We start from the raw sequence: 19,203 nt of genomic DNA on the forward strand, positions 1-19,203 counted from the left end.
GGGAGAGGCGCCCGCTCGACGGCGTATCCCTATCAATAGCGCGGATCACCGCCAATTTCCCGGCCCTTATCGGGCTTAAGTTTTTCGGGCGGCGGCCAACAATGGCGTGGCGAGCAAGAAGCAGGCTCGCATCTACGCATTCATCATGGCCGACCAAGACGCACAAGACAGGAATTTACCGGCCTCCGCCAAGAAGATCAAAAGATCTCGGGAAGAAGGCCAGCTGCCGCGTTCGCGTGATTTGCCCCATTTCGCCATGATGGTTGCGGGCGGCGCCATTCTCAGCGTGGGCGGCCCCAGCGTGGTGGATCAGTTGCAAGGCATGCTGACCCACGCACTGAGTTTTGACGCGCAATTGCTGGCCCGCCCTGGCTTCATGGGCGAGCATCTGTGGGCGCTGACGCTGAACTTTTTCCAGATCATGTTGCCCATCGTGGGCGTGCTGATGGCGGTGGGCGTGCTGAGCAATATCGCGTCGGGCGGCTGGAACTGGACGATGAAGCCGTTGACCCCCAATTTTTCCCACCTCAACCCCCTGACCGGCTTTGCCCGCCTGGTGAGCGGGCAGGGCATGGGGCAGGCGGCCAAGGCCGTGGCGCTGGCTTTGGTGCTGGGCACCATTGGCGCCATGGTATTGAAAGACCGCATGGCTGCTTACGTGGGCATCATGTCGGTGCCTTTGCCGGCCGCCTTGGCCTACGCTGGCCAGCAATTGATGAGCGGTATGGCCTTGCTGGCGATTGCCCTGGCCTTGTTTGCTGTCATTGACGTGCCCCTGCAGCGCCAGTTGTACATGCGGCGCATGCGCATGACCCGCGAAGAGGTTAAGCAGGAAATGAAAGAAAACGAAGGCAATATGGAAATGAAGGGCCGCATGCGTGCCCGGATGCGCGAGATGGCCAAGCGCCGCATGCTGGCCGCCGTGCCCTCGGCTGATCTGGTGGTGATGAACCCCACCCACTACGCCGTGGCCCTCAAATACGACGACAAGCAGATGGCCGCCCCCAAGGTGGTGGCCAAGGGTGCCGATTTGCTGGCGATGAAGATTCGCGACTTGGCCAAGGACGCCAAGGTGCCGGTGCTGCAGTCGCCGGTGTTGGCGCGTGCGCTGTATGCGCATGCCGAGGTTGATCGGGAAATTCCGGCCGTGCTGTTCGGCGCGGTGGCGCAGGTGCTGGCCTATGTGTACCAACTCAAGCAGGCAATGGCGAACCGAAGCGCCGCGCCGGCGCAGCCCGATCCACAGGTGCCGCCGGAGCTGGACCCGCACAACAAGCCGGGTTGGCGCGAGTCCCATCCGGTGGATGAGGAAGAGCAAGACGATTTCCTGGGAGCTGAAGCATGAACCCGCTGATTTCCCGCCTGCAAGCCATTCTGGGGCCCCGCGCCGCCGTGCTGAGCGCCTTGGGCGCGCCCATCGCCGTGTGCATGGTGTTGGGCATGATGGTGTTGCCCCTGCCGCCTTTTGCGTTGGACCTGATGTTCACCTTCAACATCGCCATGGCGGTGATGGTGATGATGGTGGCCTCCAGCATGGTGCGTCCGCTGGACTTCGCAGCCTTCCCGACGGTGCTGCTGCTGACCACCTTGCTGCGCCTGTCGCTGAATGTGGCTTCTACCCGCGTGGTGCTGCTGGAAGGGCATACCGGCACCGGTGCTGCGGGCAAGGTGATTGAGGCCTTTGGCCACTTCTTGATTGGTGGCAACTTTGCCGTTGGCCTGATCGTGTTTGCGATTCTGGTGGTGATCAACTTTATCGTGGTCACCAAGGGTGCGGAGCGTATTGCTGAAGTCGGCGCGCGCTTCACCCTGGACGCCATGCCCGGCAAGCAAATGGCGGTGGACGCCGACCTGAATGCCGGCTTGATCGACGAGAAAGAAGCCAAACGCCGCCGGGCCGAGTTGGGCGACGAGGCCGACTTTTTCGGTTCCATGGACGGTGCCAGCAAGTTCGTGCGTGGCGACGCGGTGGCCGGCATCTTGATTCTGGTCATCAATATCGTGGGCGGTTTCATCATCGGTGTGGCCCAACATGGGCTGTCCGCCGGGCAGGCCGCCAACTCCTACATCTTGCTGGCCGTGGGCGATGCGCTGGTGGCGCAGGTGCCCGCCTTGCTGATCTCGGTCGCGGCCGCTATGGTTGTGTCGCGGGTGGGTACCGACAAAGACATTGGCAGCCAGATCGGCAAGCAGGTGTTTGGCTCTGCCAAGTCCTTGGCCATCACGGCGGGGGTGATCGGCCTGCTGGGTTTGATTCCAGGCATGCCCCATGTCGTGTTTTTGCTGATGTCGGGTGGCATGGGCTATTTGGCTTGGTGGCTGCGCAACAAACAACAACTGGCCGCCGCGCAGGCGCAGCAGGCTGCACAGGTCAGCCCGACGGCCGCCCCTACCGACGCCAATGCTGAGGCCAGTTGGGACGATCTGGTGCCCGTGGACACGCTGGGCCTGGAGGTGGGCTACCGCCTGATCGCCCTGGTGGATAAGTCGAGAGAGGGTGATCTTCTCAGTCGAATCAAGGGTGTTAGGCGCAAGTTCGCGCAAGAAGTCGGCTTTTTGCCGCCATCCGTTCACATTCGTGACAACCTGGAGCTGCGCCCCAGCCAGTACCGCCTCTCGCTGCGCGGTGCTGTGATCGGCGAGGCGGAGGCCTTCCCAGGCATGTGGCTGGCCATCAACCCCGGCCATGCTACTCAGAAGCTGATAGGTACCTCCACCACCGATCCAGCCTTTGGCCTGCCGGCGGTGTGGATTGATGACCGGCAGAAGGAAATGGCGCAAATGGCCGGATTTACCGTGGTTGATTGCTCGACCGTGATTGCCACGCATCTTTCACACTTGATGCAAGTCCACGCAGGCAAGTTGCTGGGCCGTGTGGAGACCCAGGCGCTGGTGGAACACCTGACCAAACAAGCGCCTCAACTGATTGAAGACGTGATACCCAAAATGCTCGGCATCGCTTCACTGCAAAAAGTTCTGCAGCTCTTATTGGAAGAGGGCGTGCACATCCGTGACATGCGCTCCATCGTGGAGAGCGTGGCGGAGAACGCTGCCAGCGTGACCGACCCGGCCGAGCTGGCCCGCCGCATCCGCATGCACATCGCCCCGGCCATCGTGCAGCAGATCTACGGCCCGGTGAAGGAGCTGGACGTTATCGCCCTGGAGCCCGAGCTGGAGCGCCTGGTCACCCAGGCCTTGAATTCCCCCCACGGCGCTGCCCTGGACCCTGGTGTGGCCGACACGTTGGCCCGCAGCGCTGCAGAAACCGCCCAAGCCCAGGAAGATCGCGGCGTGCCGGCCTGCCTGCTGGTGCCTGACCTGATCCGCGCGCCGATGGCCCGCCTGTTGCGCCGCGCCGCGCCCCGCCTGAAAGTGCTGGGCCACAGCGAAATTCCTGAAACTCATTCGATCCGCATCGGTTCCATCATCGGGGGCACAGCATGAATGTGAAACGCTTCACCGCCCGCAATTCCCGTGAAGCCATGGCGCTGGTGCGCAAGGCTTTCGGTGACGACGCGGTTGTCTTGTCCAACAAGCCCTGCGCCGAAGGCGTCGAGGTGCTGGCCATGGCCCCCGAAGGTATGTCTCAGATTGAACGTGTGGCTGCCAGCGCACCCCGTGTCAGTTCGCCTGGCCGAGTGCAGGCGCGCCCCGCTGGTGCGCCCAATACCGTGCAAGCAGCTGGCGTGTCTTCTGGCTCGGTAGCCGGAGCATCTAGCAACCGCAGTTTTGCAGCCCGTACGGGGCAATCGAACGGCCAGGTGCCTCGCAGCGAGCCGACCTTCGGCTATACGGATCCCGTGGATGACGTGGGCCATGATGTTGAAACTCTGGCGATGAGCACCTTGTCCTTCCAGGACTATGTGCGTGAGCGCGTGCTCAAGCGTCGCCAGGCTGAAATTGATGGTTTGCCCGATCCCTTGGCCGCACAGCCCGAGCCGGAGCCTGAAGCGATGGGCGTCAGTTCTTTGGCGGCCGCCCGGCAGCAGCGCGCGCAGGCCGCTTTGCAAGCCATGCAACCCCGCCGTGCTGCCGCTCAGGCACCGGCTGCGCCGATTGCACGCCAGGCACCGTCTGCGCCGCCTGTGCTGCGCGACGAAATCCGCGTGCCGGCAGCGGGCACCCGTGACTTGGCAGGCTTGGGCGAATTGCCCGATTTGCCCGGCCGCGGCCGCCGTGATCAGCAAGACATGATGAACGAGCTGCGCTCGATGAAGGGCTTGATCGAAGAGCGCTTCGGCGCGCTGGCCTTCATGGAAAAGCTGCAGCGCCAGCCCATGCAGGCCCGCCTCACCCAGAAGATGCTGGAAGTGGGTTTCTCGCCCGCCCTGGTGCGCAAGCTTGTGGAAGGCTGCCCTAACGAATTCAAGCCCGCCAAACCCGGCCAAGCCGGTCAAGCTGGCGAAGCCGCGGATGAAACCAGTTGGGCCGCCCACGTGCTGTCGCGCAACCTGATCACCGACGACATGAACCCGCCGTTGGAAGAGCAGGGCGGCGTGTTCGCCCTGATCGGCTCCACCGGCGTGGGCAAGACCACCACCACCGCCAAGCTGGCCGCGGCCTTCGCCACGCGCCATGGCGCTTCGCAATTGGGGTTGATCACGCTGGACGCCTACCGGGTGGGTGCCCATGAGCAACTGCGCGCCTACGGCCGCATCCTGGGCGTGCCGGTGCATACCGCGCACGACCGCAGCTCGCTGGAAGACTTGCTGGACCTGCTCTCGGCCAAGAAAATGGTTTTGATCGACACGGCAGGCATGGCCCAGCGCGACAGCCGCACCCATGAGTTGCTGGAAATGCTGGCCCATCGCAGCATCGCCAAGATTTTGGTGGTCAACGCCGCCCAGCAAGGCGAGACGATTGAAGACGTGGTGACAGCATGGCGAGCCAACGACTGCCATGGCGTCGTGCTCTCCAAGATCGATGAGGCTGTCAAGCTAGCCCCGGCACTGGACACCCTGATCCGCCACAAGCTCAAGGTGCTGGGCGTGACCAACGGCCAGCGCGTGCCTGAAGACTGGCACCGCCTGTCGGCACAGGCCTTGGTGCAACGTGCCCTGCGCAGTGCCGCCGTTGGCGCCTGGCGCATGGACAGCGCCGACGTGAATCTGATTTTCGCCGGGAGCCCCGCGCTTGCCTCCCGCCATGCCGCCGCAATGGGCACGCACTAACAAGTTCCAGGACATCTCATGATGCGCGACTTCACTCCCCAAGCACTTGCGCCGCAGGATCAGGCTCACGGCCTGCGCCGCTTGTTCGCCACCTCGCGGGTGCGTTTCATCCCCGTGGTCAGCAACCCGCATGTGATGGGTGCTGGCGTTTTGCTGGAAGGCCTTTGCGCAGCGTTCGCTGAACTCGGCCTGCACACATTGGTGGTCGATGCAGGTGAATCGGCGCCGGTGCCTTCCGAGCTGGCCTCAGTGGACCTCGGGGCGTGCGTGGAGATGCTCTCTAAGGATGTGTCTTACCTCGCTGCACGCGGCTTGCCGATGCGCTACATCAACGCCAAGGGTTCCGCCGCCCAGTTTCTGGAAGTTGTGACAGATGCTGCGCCGCAGGCCGATGTGGTCTTGCTGCACGCCAGCGCCGCCGAACTGGCGCGCGTGGTGGCCCTGCGTGAAGTGCGCCCTGTGCTGCTCGCCGACACCGATTCCAACAGCGTCACCCACGCCTACGCCGGCATGAAGTGGCTGGCGGGCCGGGCCGGTTTGATGGTGTACAGCCTCTTGCTGGCGTGCTCGCCGCAACTGCGTCTTTCAGACCGCATCGCGGCCCAACTCAGCAGCTGCGCTGACGGCTTTTTGGGCGCCGTGCTGCGCGACTGGGCGTGCCTGGACCCGCGCACACCGTCCAGCGCTCCGATTTCTGCCGAGATTCGCCACATGGCCCGTGAGTTGTTGATGGCGGCCCCTCCGGGAGCCGCTTTGGAAGCCTCGATCGACGCGAGCCCCCTGCGCCCGCCCGTCCCAACGAGCTTCCGCAAGCCCGCCGCACCGGCCCGTGCGGCTTTGGCCACCTCCTATTGACCGCCGCTGGAGCTGATGATGTATACCGCCAAAGGTCGACTCGACAATTCCTCCCTCATCAAGCAATACAGCCCACTGGTGCGCCGCCTGGCCCATCAGATGATCGCCAAACTGCCTGCCAATATCGAAATCGACGACCTCATCCAGGTCGGCCTGATCGGTTTGACCGACGCGCTTTCGCGCTTCGACGTGGGTCAGGGCGTGCAGTTCGAGACGTTTGCCACCCAGCGTATTCGCGGCGCCATGCTTGACGAGCTGCGCGGCGGCGACTGGATGAGCCGTGGCACGCGCCGCCAGCAACGCGACATCGAGAGTGCCGTACGCAAGCTGGAGCAAAAGCTTGGCCGCGCGCCTGCGGAGAGCGAAATCGCCGCGGAAATGGGTGTCAGCCTGGCCGACTACCAGGACTTGTTGGGCAAGGTGCGCGGCACCCAACTGGTGTACCTGGAAGACATGTCGGGCGACGAAGGCGACGAGGACTTTCTGGATCGCCATGTGGCCGACCACAGCAATAACCCCATGCTCAAGCTGCAGGACCACCGCATGCGCGAAGCACTGGTGGCCGCCATCAAGAATCTGCCCGAGCGCGAGCAATTCATGATGAGCATGTACTACGAGCACGACATGAATCTGAAAGAGATTGCCGTGGTTTTGAAGGTAACCGAGTCGCGTGTCTGCCAACTGCACAGCCAGGCGATTGCACGCCTGCGCGTCAAACTGCGGGACTGGTGACACGCCCGGTCTTCAAAAAACGTGCGGATGAACCTGCCAAGATTCTGGAGGAGATCACATGTTCGGATGGGGCCAACGCGCATGGCGGCAAAAAAATACAGGCCCGACGCCTGAAACGGATCACAAAAACGCCGAGCCACAAGAGAATCTGGCGCAACCCATCTTGCTCAGGCTGGTTGGCCACTTGGCCAACTCAGTGTCCAAGGTTGGCAAGAATGCCGCCGAGGTGCGCGGCGTTCTGGAAGACACGCAAAAGGTTGTGGAGTCTCAGGCCCAATGCATGGCCGCTTTGTCGATCGATTTGGCAGAGGTGCGCAACGCACAGCAGGCCATCAGTGCGGCCACGTCTCAAACGGGTGGCGCGGTAGTCCGGGCGCGTCAAGCTCTGGAAAACATCGGCCAAGAAGTCGGCGAAATTGTTCAGACCCTGAGCCAAGTGTCGGACGCCGCTTCACAAATTACCAGAATTGCCCTGCAAACCCGGTTGGTGGCGTTCAATGCCTCGGTCGAGGCGAAACGTGCAGGCGATGCCGGTCGCAGTTTTGGGGTGGTGGCCGATGCGGTCAAGGATCTGGCAGCCCAGGTCGAACTTTCCAGTAAATCCATCATGGGGACGGTTGCGGCGCTGGATGCCCGTGTCAATGCCTTCAGCCGCGAACTGGTTGCTGCAGATTCCTCACAAGTCAAGAAGAGTGTGATCCACCAAGCCTTCGCTGACGTCGAGTCGGATGTGGCACGCATCGAAAAGTCAGCCCAAAACAGCGACAGCACCAGCTTGTCGCTCGCCGAGTGCGTCAATGCGCTGGCGGTGGAAGTGCAGACGGCGAAACGCAATCTGTCGGAGTCGCTGGCCTGCAGTGACCGGCTCTTGACGATGTCCGAAGAGCTGATTGAGGAAATCGCTGAATCGGGCGTTGAAGTGGACGATGCTCTTTTCATCAGGGCGGCCCAAGACGCCGCGGCGACCATCGCCCAGCAGCTTGAAGCGGCGCTGCGCTCCTCGAAAATCACCCCGCCTCAGCTTTTTGATCAAAACTATCAGCCTATCCCCGGCACTGAACCGCCTCAATTCCAGACGCAATTCGTGCCCTTGGCGGACCGATTGTTGCCCCCAATTCAGGAGCCGGTACTGGCGCTCGACAAACGCATTGTGTTTTGCATTGCCGTTGACCATAACGGTTATGTACCGGTGCATAACAACCAGTACTGTCAGCCTCAGCGCCCGGGCGATGTGGTCTGGAATACTGCCAATAGCCGCTATCGCCGCATCTTCAACGACCGGACTGGCTTGGCTTCGGCACGCAACGAGCGACCCTTCTTGTTGCAAACCTATCGCCGCGACATGGGCGGCGGCCGCTTCGTGTTGCTGAAGGAGGTCTCAGCGCCCATCATGGTTGCGGGGCGGCACTGGGGCGGCGTGCGGTTGGCTTTCAGCTTCTGAGGCTATCGACACACGCTGAGCCGGCACCGAAGGCGTGTGGCCGCAGGTTCGTGGCGAAGGTCTGACGTCAGTTCAAGGCGCCACGCAAGCACGATTCTTTCCGGTGTGCTTGGCTTCATACAAGGCCACGTCGGCGCGGTCGAGTGCGGCTTCCAGGGATTCACCGGGGCGGTACAAAGTGACGCCGGCTGAAAAGGTGACAAACACGTCTTTGCCTTCGTGCATGAACAGGCTGGCGGAGAGGGCGCGTTGCAGGCGTTGCAAGACGGCTTGCGCCTCGTCGACCGGGGTGCGGGGCAGCATCAGCACGAACTCTTCTCCACCGTAGCGGGCCACCAGATCCCCGGGGCGCAGGGAGGCTGACACCCGTTCGGCCAGGGATTTCAGGGCGATGTCGCCCGCGCCATGGCCCAGCGTGTCGTTAAGCTTCTTGAAGTTGTCGATGTCCAGCAGGGCCAGGGCGATGCGCTGATGGTCGGCGTTTGCGTCGGTTCCAGTGCCTGCCCCAACAATGGCTCCTTCAGCGGTGCCGCTTTCGCGTTCGAGTTTGGCTTGTTCGGTGGCGAAAGCCGCCAGCAGGCCGCGCCGGTTGGCGATTTGCGTGAGTTGGTCGGTCTGCACCTCGTTGGAGAGTCGCAGCAGATCGTTTTCAAGCGACTCAACGCGGCGGGTCAGTGCGCTGGCCTTTTCGTGTTCGTGGCTGAGGCGCTCTTGCGTCTTTTTGACGAGCGATTGCACGCTGCGGCTCTCGCTCACCATCTCGCGGACCACGCCGGCGAGACTCTCCAAGCTGTCGGCTTTTTCGATCACTTCGGCATAGCGGCCGACGCTGGTTTGGAAGCGGTCGGTGTGCTCGCCCAATTCGCCCAGTTCCGCCAGCATCTGGTGAATCATGGACTTGAGCGAGTCACGGGCCTTGCGGCGGTCGTCGCGCAGGATGCGTTGGCGCTCCCGGGTGTTGACCAGCAGTTCACTGACGGTGCGCACCCCGCGGCCACTCAAGCCTTGCTCGAGCGTGTTGTTCATTGCCTCGCACTGGCCGCGCGCCCAAGAGTCGTCTTCAGCCAAGTCGACCAGGCTGGCACTGAGTTCACGGCACAACTGCCCCAGCTCGACAAACATGTGCTGGCGATGGTCCAGCATGTGCCGAGCCCGTTGGCACAGCTGCTCCATGTGGGCGGCAGACTCGGCTGTTGTGCCGAGCCTCAGCAATTGCTGCTGTGCGGTCTTCAACTCGGCCATCAACTCGTCGGCATAGCGTTCGGGGCTTTGCAGCGCGTGTTGAACGGTCTCGTGCAGGCTGTTGCCGATGTGGGGCCAGTGCTGGAGCTCAGGGGAGGTTGGCGCCAGTGGCGTAGCTTGTGCCGGCGGTGTAGTGCCTGCGGGACTGGGGTTCAGTGCTGACTCGTCGCCGAAATCGCTCAGGCCCAAATCTTCATCCATGAAGAACTGGCTGGGCGTGCCGCCTGCGTCGTCCGTGGTGGCGATGTTGGCGTCGGCAACGTCCGAGTCCCAACTGGCGACCAGCTGTTGCAGTCGTTTGACCAGACGCTGGCTGTCGCTGCGGTTACCTTCAAGCACCCGTTGCAGGCCGTCCTTCTTGCGGGCGACGGTCCACTGACGTCCACCGCGCTCAAGGCCCCGGACCAGGCGTTCAAGCACTTGCGCCAGGGCGTCCGCCTGGGCGCCGGGGCTGGAGGTTTGCTGCAGTCGCTCAACTTGCCGCAGGGCATCGTCCCAGCGTGTTTCACGTAGACAGACCTGAAGATCGAGGCGCGCCTGATTGCTGCTAACGCCCAGGGTCAGCAGCTTGGACATCAAGGTCTGTACGCGCTCGGGCAGTGCGGCCGGGGCGGGTTCCGTGCCGGACTCCACCGCGTAGGCGCGGGCGTAATTTTCGGGCGTCGGCTCCAATTGGGCTTGTGCCAGTCGCAGAAACGCCGCTTTGGCAATCTGCGCGCTGGTGGCGCCGGCAGGCGCACGGGCGGTCGGGGTGCGACGCTCGTCCATAGATGGGCTTCCTTCAGCGTTGCCCGCCGGGTGGGCGCAACAGGCCGAGTTGTTGGGTCAGGTCAGATGCCTCGGCGTCGATCAGGCTGGCATCGGCGTCGGCACGGGCAATCCAGGGCGCCTTGCGCGGCAGCACGGTCTGCGAAAGCCAGAGCTCCACCTCTTCGGGGGGGAGTGGCTTGGCAAACAAAAAGCCTTGCATCAAGCTGCATCCCAGGCGGTGAAGGACATCCATCTGCCGCAGGGTTTCAACGCCTTCGGCGATCACGCGCAAGCCCATGGCGCGGGCCAGCGCGATGATGGCGGTGACCACGGCTGAGCTTTGCGGTGTGATGCCCAGGTCGCGCACGAAGGTGCGGTCGATCTTGACCTCAGAGATGGGCAGGGTGGTCAGATAGGCGAGCGAGGAGTAGCCGGTGCCGAAGTCGTCAATGGAGATTTCAACGCCGACTTCGTTGAGACGGTGCAGCGCCGGGATGACGTTCTGCAGGTCTTTCATCAGGTTGTTTTCGGTGATTTCCAGCTGGATCGAGCGATGCGGTACGCCATAGGCGCTGACGCACTGGTGAATGTGTTCAACCAAATCGGAGCGCTCGAACATGCGGCTCGGCAGATTCACGGCGATGGAATCGGCGAAGCCGAAATTCAGTTGCCAGATCTTGGCTTGCCGGGCGGCCTCTTTGAGTGCCCATTCAGACAGCGGCACGATCAAGCCGGTTTCTTCCGCCAGCGGAATGAAGTCGCCCGGGGGCACAAGCTTGTCGCCACGCCGCCAGCGCATGAGCGCCTCGGCACCCACCATGCGGGCGCCTCGCACGTCCACTTTGGGCTGGTAATGCAGGACGATTTCACCGCGCTCCAGCGCCTTGTGCAGGGCCGTTTCAAGCTCCAACTTTTCGCGGCCTTGGCCCGCCAACTGCGGGGTGTAGAGCGCCGAGGCGTTGCGCCCTTGCGATTTCACCGCATACATCGCCACATCGGAGTTGCGCAGCAGATCGGCCATGGTCTGACCGTTGCGGGGGTAGATGGCGATGCCCACGCTGGCGGTGACAAAGCACTCTTGGCCGGCGATGAAGATGGGCTCGCGCAGGGATTCGAGAACGCGCTCGGCCACGCGCTCGGCGTCGCGTTCGTCGTTGATTTCAGGCAGCAAGGCGACAAACTCGTCGCCGCCCAGGCGGCCCACGGCCTCCAGGGTGCGGTGGGAGCGCCCGCCGATGGTTTCCAGCATGCCTTCCATGACTTGATCGGAGTGGCGCACACAGGCGCGCAGGCGTCGACCTACCTCGATCAGCAACTCGTCACCGGCCTGGTGGCCCAGGGTGTCGTTGATGATCTTGAAGCGGTCCAGGTCGATCAGCAGCAAACCAACCTCGTGGCCGCCGCGGCGGGCCTGTTCGATGGCGCGTTCAACGCGCCAGATCAGTTGGCGCCGGTTGGGCAAGCCGGTGAGGGCGTCGAAATGGGCGAGTTGACGGATGCGGTCTTCCGCGTGGCGGCGGTCGGTTACGTCTTGCAGCACGCCGGTGTAGCCACTGGCATTGCCTTGCTCGTTGAACTCGGGCTCGGCCTCGATATGAACGACCCGCTGCCGCCCGTCCAGCAGCGTCACGGGCAGATCGGTGACCAGCACGGAGTTGTGCGCGAGCACATCACGCAGCAGGCGCAGGAACAGCACCCGTTCTTCGTGGGGCACCATGCGCATCACGCCGATGAAGTCGAGGTGGTCGTGAGGCCCGCGGCCGAAGACGCGCAGCGCTTCCGTTGCCAAATGAAAGCCCCGCTGTTGTTGCCACTCGAAGCTGCCCATCCGGGCCAAATCTTGCGCCCGGGCCAGCTTGGCTTTGCTGCGTTCGAGTTCAATGCGGGTGCGCGAGGAGCGCAGCAAATAGCGCAGGCGCCCGGCGAGCAAACTCCATTGGGGGGTTTTGACGAAAAAGTCAGTGGCCCCGACCTGGTAGGCCAGGTTGATCGAAGCCTCGTCATCCAGGCCCGTCAGCATCAGCACGGGTGAGGACTCAAAACCTGGCAGCTCACGCAGGCGGCGGCAGGTTTCAAAGCCGTCCATTTCGGGCATGATGGCGTCGAGCACGATGATGTCGGGCGAGCTGTCAGCCATCCGAAGCAAGGCGTCTGGCCCATTGCAAGCGGTAATCAGTTCGAAGCCGCGTTGGCTCAAAGCAGCGGCGGTCAGCAGCAGATTGACTTCGTCGTCGTCCACCAGCAAGACCTTGGGCTGGGCAGGCACGCCGTCATCCAGCCCGTGCGAGTCGGTGCCCGGTGCGCTGGTGCTCATGGCAGTGCCTACGATTGTGCCAACTGGATTCATTGCTGACCCGATAAAAGCGCCATCAAGGCCTGTTTTACTTGTGCGAGGGATTCAAGCATAAGGTCGAGCTGCTTGTCTATGCCGGCGGTTTGGCCGTCGCGCACCATCAGCTCAACGCCCGCGCAAATTTCTGACAACTGCAAGGCCCCCAGGCTCGCGGACGAGGATTTGAGGGTGTGACTCACGTGGCGGATGACGTTCAAGTCAGGTGAGGCATCGCGGGCGCGAATCAAGTCAGGGACCATGCGATCCAGCGACTTCAAATAGGCGTCGATGACACGCTCCACCAACTTATTGCTGCCGTCCGGGTCCAACTCGTGCAGGCGCTCCATGGCCACGGGGTCCAGGCAGGCGCCCGCATCGGCGCAGGCAACGCCGCTTGGCGAAAGCTCGGGACCGAGTGACATGACATCTCCCTCAAGTGGCTGTGGCGCACAGTCATCACAGCGATCCGCGCTGCTGATGCTGTCGTCAAGCGGTGGAGTGTCTGGCAAAGAGCGCGTCTGCATGTTGAGAAGAACGTTTCGGGCGTTAAATTGTTGCGACTTTGGTCCTCGGTTGCCAGTGCTGCCGATGGTTCAAGCCGCCTCGTCGCTTGAGGACAAGTTCTTAGTCTGCAATGTAGCCTGAGACGGCCTCCCCCATCATGATCATGGTCAGATGAATTCCCGGCGTTTTAGGGGGCTTTTCCCAGAGGCTGAGAAATTGGCTGAATCTCATGTGAAACGTCGGTGAAATCGCACTGCACAGGGGCGTAAAACTCGCCTGATGTGGTGCTGTGCATCTTTACAATGCCCAGCCATGAACAGTGCCAGTGATGCCCAAAACACCGTGTATACCAAGCCGGGGGTACTCACGGTATGGGGCTGTCTACTGGCCCTTGCAGCATTTTTGCCTGGCGTCGTGGCGTGGGTGCTGGTTCAAAATTCAAGCAGTGCAGTGGCAGCGGAGTGGGCGGGCAAGATTTTGCTGGTGTGGTCCTGCCTGCTGGCGCTGGGGGGGGCAGCCGGTTTGGCAGCGTGGGTCAGCCGGCGCTTCACGCTTCAGACGCAGGCTGCGCAGTTGCAGGCGCTGCGTGCGCAAGACCTCAGGCGGCTGAAGTTGTTGCAGTTGCAGGGCGATACCTTGTGGCGCAGTGACGCCGAGCACCGCTTGCTGAATGAACCGACCGCTGCGCCTGCCATGCCCTTGTGGCATCGCTGGGGACTGTTGAGCCCGTGCGGCCTTGACGTTAGGGTTGATGGGGCTGAAGGCGCAGGCGCGCGGGTGGCTGATGCGCCTGCCTTGCAGCGATTGCTTCGCCAGCAAGGCCCTGAGTTGGATTGCCGTGTGCGTGAATTGGGTGCGGAGTCTGCGCCGAGTTGGCGGTGGGTGGCGCTGGCCTGTTGGGACGCCCAAGGACGTTTTGGTGGCTACGAGGGGGTATCGATTCCTTGCACCTCGGCCGAGGTGGCTGGCGTACAGGGTGATGCCAGCATGGGAGGCGGCCCGGCGGCGGGCAGTGCCAGCCTGCTTGGCAGCTTGGCCGACGCGGCGCAATTGCAGATGGCCACAGAGTTGAAGGCCCAGATGCACGCCCAGATGCAGGCGCAAGCCTTTGAAGCCCAGGAGCAGGCCTCGTTCAGCTATACCGTGTCGCACGATCTGCGGGCGCCGCTGCGGGTGGTGGAGGGTTTTGCGCGCATCCTCAAAGAAGACTATGGCCGCTTGCTCGATCGCATCGGTAATGATCACCTGGACCGCGTCATGGGTGCGGCGTCAAGAATGAACAGCATGATCGATTCGCTGCTTTCCTTGAGCCAGCTTTCATCGCAACCCTTGGCGCGTCAACCGGTCAATTTGTCGCAAATGGCGGAATTTGTTCTGGACGAGTTGCAGCGCGCCACGCCGCAGCGGCGGGTCAGCCTGCATGTGCAGCCCCAGATGCTGGCGCACGGCGATCCCACCTTGCTGCGGCTGGTGCTGGAGAACTTGCTGGGCAACGCCTGGAAGTACAGCAGCAAGTGCGAGCAGGCAGAAATTCGTTTCGAGGCGCAACGGGACGAAACGGCTGACGCCCCGTGGATTTATCGGGTCAGCGACAACGGCGCGGGCTTTGACATGCGCTTTGCCGACCGCTTGTTTGGCGTGTTCCAGCGCCTGCACAGCGCCAGCGACTTTCAGGGGACCGGCGTGGGCTTGGCATCAGTGCGGCGCATCGTCCGCCGCCACGGGGGTGAAATCTGGGCCGAGTCTGAGGTGGGTGCGGGCGCTCGCTTCTACTTCACACTGCCGGGGGGCTGAGATCGCCCTGAGGGCTTGTTGCTGCGGGTGCCCTTGCCCGGCAACAAGTTCTAAGCCCTTACTTGAGCGACGCCGGCAAGGCCAAGAGTTCGGTGGCTTCTACCAGGCGCCGGGCCGAGTCGTCCAGGCTGCGGCTTTCGTTCTCGCACAGCGCTTGCAGGCGCGAGAGGGCCTGCAAGCGTGACAAAGAGTAGCGGTGCATCAAGATGCCCACCGCCATGGCGCTCACTTGATCGAGTACATCAGCAGGGGATGTCGCGATTGTGGCTGCGGCCGTCCCGATCATGGGGGGCGTGGCGATTGACGCAGTGGGTGAACTCCCGCGTTTGGCGAACGCGGCTTCCACCGCGGGAACAATCTGGTGGATGTCCAGCGGCTTGACCAGATAGGCCACCGCGCCCAGCTCCTTCACCTTGGCCACGGTTTCATCGTCGGCAAAGGCGGACAAGAACATGAAGGGAATCTGCAGGTATTCGCGCAGATAGGCCGCCACGTCAAACCCGCTCATGCCTTCCATGCGAATGTCGAGCAAAGCGAGCTCTGGCCGGTGCTCGCGCGCCAACAAAATGGCGTCGTCGCCATTGTCGGCATCGATGACTTCAAAGCCGGCCTGGGCCAGACCATAGGTCAAAGTTGCCAGTACCAGCCGGTCATCGTCAACCACCAGAATCTTGCCCTTGCTGCTCACCGTTGGAGGTCCTGTGCTGGAAGGTGGCCGACGGACAGCGTCGGCCTTGTGCTTGTCATTGTCGCTGAATCCAAGCCTGCCCTTGTGGGTGGGGTCTGCGTGGAACCCCGCATCTAAGGGGCGTTATTGAGGCTCACACTAGGGGGGTACAGGTCTACACGGCAGACCACGTGGTCATCGCGCTGGCTGAGCGTCAACACGGCCGTGCGTCGGGGCAACAGCGCACGCACTAGGCCCAGGCCGGATACACCCCCGGGCACGAGGGCGAGATTGAAGTCGGGCGGCAAGTGGCCGGGGTTGATGATTTCCACCGCCACATGGTCACGCTCGCAGATCAAGGTGCATTGCACATTGCTGTTGGGACTGTGTTTGATGGCGTTGGTCAGCAACTCGTTGAGGGTCAGGGCGATGGGAATCGATTCGGCCTCAGGGAGTGCCCAGGCATAGGACTGTTCGGCCGTTTCTCCCTCGACTTGCGTGTTGATCTGGCGCCCGGACATGCGTTGAACCGAGCCGATGATGGCCTCCATCACGCGTCGCACCATCAGCGGGCCGGAGCTGCCGACCTGCAGGCCATAGACCTGGGCGATGGCGTGCACTTGGCCCACCGCCTCGCTGATCACCGGCGCCACCTCGGGGCGGCGTGCCGCAATCTGTTGCAGCAGGCCGGCCACGCCTTGCAGATTGTTCTTGATGCGGTGGTGCACTTCACGCACCAGCAATTCGCGCTGCGAGATGGCGGCCTGCAGGCGGGCTTCTTCTGCAGCCCGGTGTTCGGTCACGTCGCTGGCCACCAGCAGCAGTTGCTCGGGGGCACCGTCGGCGTTGGCGTCAGCGCCGTCGGTGGTGCCCGCCAGATGCAAGAAGCGGGCATCCCAGACCCGAATCTGTTCGTCCGAACCCAAGCGGTATTCGCGTTGGGTGACTGCGCCGGCTTGCAGGGCCTCCAGCATGTCGCGGCGGATGACTTCGCCTTGCTCCCGGCCGAACAGATCTTCTGGGGTGGCGCCCAGCAGCTCGGCTTCGTGGCGTCCGGCCAGAGTCGCTGCAGCCTGGTTGATTTGGACCACTTGCAGGGATTTTGCGTCGTGCAAGCTGATGGCGAGCGGTGCGGCCTCAATGATGCGAGACAATGAGGCTTGCGCCTGCTGGGTTTGGGCCTCGGCTTGCCGGCGGCGATCAATGTCCAGCAGCGCATAGGTGAGTTGGCGCCCGCTGCTGCGCGAGCCCGTCACCACGGCATTGCCCACCACCCAGAACTCACGCCCGTCCCGCGCCTTCAGGCGGCACTCAAAGGCCTCGGTTTCGCCCTCCGTGAGTTCGTCCAGGTAGTGCGTCTGGCGAAAGGGGTGATCGGGATCGGGTGTGGCCACCATGCTCATGGGCTGGCCGGCAAACTCGCTCAAATCGGCGCCGAACATGCGGCGGGCGGAGCGGTTCATCCATTCAATGCCACCCCGGCCCACCGTCACGATGCCTACCAGCACCGAGTCGAGCACCGCGCGCTCTCGTTCGGTCTGCAGCATCAAGGACTGTTGGGCGCGCCAGCGGTCATCCACATTCACAAAGGTGGCGATCAGGCCTTCGTCCGGGGCGCCGGGGCGCATCACCCGTTTGCTGATCTGCATCCACAGCATGGAGCCATCACGCCGACGCACACGGCGCTCACCTCGCCACAGGCCTTGGCGTTGCAAGTCGGCCTGCACCAAGTCGTTGTGGTGTTTGAACTCTTGTGGGTCTTCAAACAGCTCTGCGTGAGCTAAGCCGCCGAGTTCGTTGATGCGGTAACCGGTCAGTGCAGCCAAGGCGTCATTCGCCCGCGCAATGCGGCCGTCACGCAGAATGGCGATGCCCACGTCAGAGAGGCTGAACATCATTTCACGGTCCTGCACCAGGGCTTCCAGCTCGGCTTGCTGGGTTTTCAACCGGCTGATGTCGCTGATGACGGCAATGGTTTCACTGCGGGTAGGGCGGGTGCTGGCATCGCTGGTCGCCTCCTGGGGATGAACGCGGCGCAGGCTCAGTGACAACCAGCGCGGGGTCATGGCCTCGCTGCCGACTTGCAGAAATTCGGCATCGAAGGTCTGCAGTTCTTCCAGTTGCTCCAGGGCTTTTTGCACTTGGTCCGACAATTCGGGCAGGGCGCCGAACATCTGAGCCACTGTCGTGCCTGCGGGCATGGCTTCGGTCAGACCTAGCATTTGCTCGAACCCGTGGTTGCAACGCTGCAATTTGTCGCCGCGAAAATAGGCCAAACCCAGCCCCGCCCCGTCCATGATGGTGCGCAGCTCATGCAGCAACTGCTCGCTGCGGTTCTCCGCCTGCGCTTGGGCGGTCACATCTAGGGTCACCACCGAGGTGGTGCGTTGGCCTGAATTGAGTTGGCCGGGTTCAACGCGGGTCAGCAGCCACCGCCTGCCCAATTCAGGGTGTCGCACCGCGTAACGTACTTCGACGCGGTCGCCCTTTTTGAGCGCACGTTGAAGACGCTCAAACTCCGGCAGCGAGGCCGGCTCGACCATGTCGCGCCCAACGCCTTGCAGGCCGGTGAGCGTGTTGCGGCGGCTGTCGGCCTGGCCTTTGGCGCTCTTGCTGCTGCGGGGGCGAAGCCAGCCGGCGTCTTGCGCGAACGTGGCCAGGCCCACGCTGGCGGTGTCCATCAGTGCATCCATTTGCTGGTAGGCCAGATCGCGCTCCTGGTCAGAGCTGCGGTCTTCCAAAATGGCCATGAAGCGTCGTGGCAAGCTGCGGCTGGACGAGGCGGCGTCAAGGGCTTGAATGCGCCCGGTGAACCAGCGTGTGCGGCCCGTCGGGTCAATCAGGCTGGCCTGCGTCTGGATGCAGTTACGGGCGTGCCGGAGTGCTTCTGACGGATGCTTTTGCGCCCAGCTCAGCAATACTTGCAAGGCGGGATCGGCTTGCTGGAGCGTCACGGGTTGCTCCAGGCAGAGTTCAGCAAAGGCGGTGTTGCTGCGCAGCAGCAGGCCGGTTTCGTCGAACAGCACCATGGGCAGCGGGCTCAAGGCCAGCCAGTGCCCCAATTCGGCTTGGCTGCGCTCGATCTGCTCACGCAGCACCTGTTCGCGCAGGGCGGCGTCGCTGCCTGGATGGGGGTGCGGGGGCTGAGGCGCCTGATGTGGTTGTTGATGTTGCTGCGGGCTGCTGGCAGGCTCGTCCCGCGTGACTTCGGGGGACACTGTGTTTTGTGCGCTGGGTGGGCTTGTGCGTGCTGCTGGCTCCTGCGGCGGTTTGCCGGTGCGTTTGCCCATGCTCACCCGGGCCTTGTCCTCCATCTTGAGGTGCAAGAGCCAGCAGACGGGCTGCTTGTCGTGAGGTTGGCAGGGCAGCAGGTTCAGCGTGGTGCGCTGGCCCCCGTCCAGCTTGAGCCCAGGTGCCGGTGGGCCGCGGCGCCCTTCCAGCAGGGCCCGGCTGGCCAACCGCAGCCAGTCGCCGAGGCGGCCACCATGGCTGGTTTGCAGGGCGTGGAGGGGCTTGCCTTGCTGGAGCAAAGCCAGTGCGCTGGGGTTGGCCTCCAGCAACTCCAGCTCTTCTCCCAACAAGAAAACGGGGTCGCTGATCAAGCTCAGCAAGCCCTGCATTGCCACCAAATCTTGGGGCAGCAGGGAAAGTTGGCTGAGCGGCGACATCGATAGAGGGTGCGAAGAGTGCGGCATTGCGGCGGAGTTTACGGCCC

At 63.0% G+C, this 19,203-nt stretch carries 12 protein-coding genes; 7 read left to right on the forward strand and 5 right to left on the reverse strand.

The genetic code is table 11. The annotated features are described in order from the left end of the window. Positions 1-145: 145 nt before the first annotated feature. From flhB to PRZ01_RS03610, 6 genes are read left to right on the forward strand one after another with little or no spacing between them, the layout of a single operon-like run. Positions 146-1,345: a flagellar biosynthesis protein FlhB gene (gene flhB, locus PRZ01_RS03585; RefSeq protein ID WP_273595396.1), complete on the forward strand. Its 1,200-nt coding sequence runs from the start codon at positions 146-148 to the stop codon at positions 1,343-1,345. Then, entirely contained in the window at positions 1,342-3,444 is a 2,103-nt protein-coding gene (flhA, locus tag PRZ01_RS03590) for a flagellar biosynthesis protein FlhA (RefSeq protein WP_273595397.1), read from the forward strand. The genes flhB and flhA overlap by 4 nt, the downstream gene beginning before the upstream one ends. Next, positions 3,441-5,171, forward strand: a complete 1,731-nt coding sequence (flhF, locus tag PRZ01_RS03595) for a flagellar biosynthesis protein FlhF (protein ID WP_273595398.1) — start codon at positions 3,441-3,443, stop codon at positions 5,169-5,171. The genes flhA and flhF overlap by 4 nt, the downstream gene beginning before the upstream one ends. An 18-nt stretch (positions 5,172-5,189) precedes the next feature. Beyond that, positions 5,190-6,026: a MinD/ParA family ATP-binding protein gene (locus PRZ01_RS03600; RefSeq protein WP_273595399.1), complete on the forward strand. Its 837-nt coding sequence runs from the start codon at positions 5,190-5,192 to the stop codon at positions 6,024-6,026. 18 nt (positions 6,027-6,044) lie between these two features. Further along, entirely contained in the window at positions 6,045-6,758 is a 714-nt protein-coding gene (locus PRZ01_RS03605) for an RNA polymerase sigma factor FliA (RefSeq protein WP_273595400.1), read from the forward strand. 58 nt (positions 6,759-6,816) lie between these two features. Then, entirely contained in the window at positions 6,817-8,199 is a 1,383-nt protein-coding gene (locus PRZ01_RS03610; protein ID WP_273595401.1) for a methyl-accepting chemotaxis protein, read from the forward strand. Positions 8,200-8,271: 72 nt separating this feature from the next. Here the strand turns inward: PRZ01_RS03610 and PRZ01_RS03615 are convergent, their stop codons facing one another. From PRZ01_RS03615 to PRZ01_RS03625, 3 genes are read right to left on the reverse strand one after another with little or no spacing between them, the layout of a single operon-like run. Next, positions 8,272-10,209 carry a GGDEF domain-containing protein gene (locus PRZ01_RS03615; protein WP_273595402.1) on the reverse strand — a complete coding sequence of 646 codons (1,938 nt, stop codon included), beginning with the start codon at positions 10,207-10,209 and terminating at the stop codon, positions 8,272-8,274. A gap of 13 nt (positions 10,210-10,222) precedes the next feature. Next, positions 10,223-12,505: a putative bifunctional diguanylate cyclase/phosphodiesterase gene (locus PRZ01_RS03620; RefSeq protein WP_273595403.1), complete on the reverse strand. Its 2,283-nt coding sequence runs from the start codon at positions 12,503-12,505 to the stop codon at positions 10,223-10,225. 29 nt (positions 12,506-12,534) lie between these two features. Continuing rightward, complete coding sequence (locus PRZ01_RS03625; protein WP_273595404.1) at positions 12,535-12,945, reverse strand: Hpt domain-containing protein; 411 nt, start codon at positions 12,943-12,945, stop codon at positions 12,535-12,537. 394 nt (positions 12,946-13,339) lie between these two features. Here PRZ01_RS03625 and PRZ01_RS03630 point away from each other — a divergent pair, with 394 nt between their 5' ends. Continuing rightward, positions 13,340-14,821: a sensor histidine kinase gene (locus PRZ01_RS03630; RefSeq protein WP_273595405.1), complete on the forward strand. Its 1,482-nt coding sequence runs from the start codon at positions 13,340-13,342 to the stop codon at positions 14,819-14,821. A 58-nt stretch (positions 14,822-14,879) separates the two neighbouring features. Here PRZ01_RS03630 and PRZ01_RS03635 read toward each other — a convergent pair whose 3' ends face one another. Beyond that, positions 14,880-15,509, reverse strand: a complete 630-nt coding sequence (locus PRZ01_RS03635) for a response regulator (RefSeq protein ID WP_273595406.1) — start codon at positions 15,507-15,509, stop codon at positions 14,880-14,882. Between the two features lie 113 nt (positions 15,510-15,622). After that, positions 15,623-19,156, reverse strand: a complete 3,534-nt coding sequence (locus PRZ01_RS03640) for a PAS domain-containing sensor histidine kinase (RefSeq protein WP_273595407.1) — start codon at positions 19,154-19,156, stop codon at positions 15,623-15,625. Positions 19,157-19,203 lie beyond the last annotated feature (47 nt).

Origin of the sequence: Roseateles koreensis (genome assembly GCF_028595305.1) — a bacterium.
GTDB classification, from domain to species: domain Bacteria; phylum Pseudomonadota; class Gammaproteobacteria; order Burkholderiales; family Burkholderiaceae_C; genus Paucibacter_A; species Paucibacter_A koreensis.

Bases quoted from the DNA above. Each gene is read 5' to 3' on its own strand.
- flhB (WP_273595396.1), top strand. From the start codon at position 146: ATGGCCGACCAAGACGCACAAGACAGGAATTTACCGGCCTCCGCCAAG.
- flhA (WP_273595397.1), top strand. From the start codon at position 1,342: ATGAACCCGCTGATTTCCCGCCTGCAAGCCATTCTGGGGCCCCGCGCC.
- flhF (WP_273595398.1), top strand. From the start codon at position 3,441: ATGAATGTGAAACGCTTCACCGCCCGCAATTCCCGTGAAGCCATGGCG.
- PRZ01_RS03600 (WP_273595399.1), top strand. From the start codon at position 5,190: ATGATGCGCGACTTCACTCCCCAAGCACTTGCGCCGCAGGATCAGGCT.
- PRZ01_RS03605 (WP_273595400.1), top strand. From the start codon at position 6,045: ATGTATACCGCCAAAGGTCGACTCGACAATTCCTCCCTCATCAAGCAA.
- PRZ01_RS03610 (WP_273595401.1), top strand. From the start codon at position 6,817: ATGTTCGGATGGGGCCAACGCGCATGGCGGCAAAAAAATACAGGCCCG.
- PRZ01_RS03615 (WP_273595402.1), bottom strand. From the start codon at position 10,209: ATGGACGAGCGTCGCACCCCGACCGCCCGTGCGCCTGCCGGCGCCACC.
- PRZ01_RS03620 (WP_273595403.1), bottom strand. From the start codon at position 12,505: ATGAGCACCAGCGCACCGGGCACCGACTCGCACGGGCTGGATGACGGC.
- PRZ01_RS03625 (WP_273595404.1), bottom strand. From the start codon at position 12,945: ATGTCACTCGGTCCCGAGCTTTCGCCAAGCGGCGTTGCCTGCGCCGAT.
- PRZ01_RS03630 (WP_273595405.1), top strand. From the start codon at position 13,340: ATGAACAGTGCCAGTGATGCCCAAAACACCGTGTATACCAAGCCGGGG.
- PRZ01_RS03640 (WP_273595407.1), bottom strand. From the start codon at position 19,156: ATGTCGCCGCTCAGCCAACTTTCCCTGCTGCCCCAAGATTTGGTGGCA.